The sequence below is a fragment of the Enterobacter sp. PGRG2 genome (assembly GCF_030291195.1).
Taxonomy (GTDB): domain Bacteria; phylum Pseudomonadota; class Gammaproteobacteria; order Enterobacterales; family Enterobacteriaceae; genus Enterobacter_D.
Genome location: NZ_CP127837.1, coordinates 248,774 through 250,691 on the forward strand (window position 1 = coordinate 248,774; position 1,918 = coordinate 250,691).

The following is a 1,918-nucleotide window of genomic DNA, read 5'->3' on the forward strand; positions in this document are numbered from 1 at the left end:
GCTGGCTGCGGTGTTGTGACCAGCAGGCCCGCGTCGGCGTTCTTTGATGCGGTTGCGGCACCCGCAAAGGCGATCTGCCCCCCTATTACGGCAGTTACCGTGGCCTTAATTATCCATGTTTTTTTCATTTTTTTCTTCCAATGATTAATAGGTCATTCGTTCATGGTCAGGGAAATCGATTTCAGTATTACTGTCGTTATAGAATTTCAAATCTGTATCTTCGGCTACAACGGAGTGCAATAAAAACTTATGTGGTTCTTTGCTATCCCAGTTATAAGCAGCATCAGAAGAGATAATCCCTCCCTGCGGAATGGTGCTGCACCATTGGGTAATAATGACCGACAATGACTGCGGGTTGATTTTATTGGTACCATTACCATCGGGGTCGATGGTTGCAGCGGTCGCGCTGATTAACCAAAATGGTTTATGGTAAACATCCTTGCCGGTAAACCAAATATCAGAAATCCAGTCATCAAAAAGGCCTGTTTTTTCTTCTTTCAGAAGCGACCTGTCAGCTTCACTGGCGTCATCTTTATCTACTACAATATTTGCCTGTACCGCGACACCGGCTATCGCTCCTGCCGGATTGCCTTTTGCGTTCGTATTAGCTCGCACCGCGCCCTGCTGGGTATAGTCGGTATACCCACGCTCATCCATCTCTTTATTATCGTCTGCCGCTACTGATGAAATGGCGACCGACAAGCGTGGATAGAGTTTACGGGCCAGCAATGGGGCATTCGCTGATTTGCTTTCAGCGTTAGATGGCTTGCCATCCACTCGCGGGCAGGTTTGTAGTGGCAACCTGATCACACCGGGTTCTGATAATAGCGCCTTATAGTTCTTCTCGGCGTTGGTATCTATATACAGTTGATCAATATTCGTTTTCGGTCCGGCTCCTGGCGCATAATCATTTTTAAATGACTGGTAGAAGGTGACGGCTGGCGTGACCAGTTCATACTGGCCCCGGAAGGCATCCTTAAAATCTAAAGTGGTACTATCGTTGTCACTGGTATTTTTACTTCCACCAATGCCATCTTTCAGCTTATTAGCATCATCCTGGTTATAGGCGATATGCCATATCGCCGGGTGCCGCCGGGAAGTGTTTTCCATCACGATATTGGCATACAGCGTACCGGTAGTACCCTTGAGTGAACTCGGCGTTCCCGGCACTACTTCAGTATCATTTTTACTTGAAGTGGTGCGTAAATGCAGGATGCGATCGTCCGGATTCTCACCGTTTGGATTAACGCCGGTACTATTCATCGCTGCCAGGCACAGGGTGCTCTGTTTCTGTTCTTTATCCCAGCACATCGCCGGTTCATCGCTGTTTTTGCCCGCTGCATCACTGGTTTTGATCACCAGGCGATCGGAATCAATGGCGGAAATGCAGGGCCCGGCTTCACCTTTTACATCATTCCAGCACATTTTGGCGACAGGCACCGAGCCGTCAGCCGGAATATACTCGCTGCTTTTATCGAAGCTCAGGCGGATACCGTAGCGTTTATCGGTATCAAAGAGATCCATATTACTGGCAACATCACTGACCTCAATTACCTTTGAATTCTTCATAATCAGCCTGAATTCACCGGATGAGGTGATCTCTACTACTGCCGCCTGGATATAGCCGAGACCCGCATTACGCAGCGCTTTTTCCAGCGGTTTAATAAAGCCGGTAAAATGCAGTCCTTCATCCTCGGCCTCTGCCTGATGGGTCAGGTAAAAATCGATGCGCTGAATGCCGAGGGCGTCAGTGCTGCCGCTGTTGTTGACAAAATCCACACGCTCCAGCACCAGTTCGAAATCTTCTGCACCTGCACGCAATTCACATGGGAGCATGGTGTCTGCAAGCTTGAATTTTAATGCGCCTTTTGCGCCACTGGGACCCCGGCACTCACTGCCGAGGAAGAGGTAACGTGAA

1 protein-coding gene is annotated in these 1,918 nt (G+C 49.0%); it reads right to left on the reverse strand.

The features are described from left to right. Positions 1 to 144: 144 nt before the first annotated feature. The coding region (locus QRD42_RS01020; RefSeq protein WP_321987996.1) for a prepilin-type cleavage/methylation domain-containing protein at positions 145 to 1,918 on the reverse strand (1,774 nt) is incomplete at its 5' end.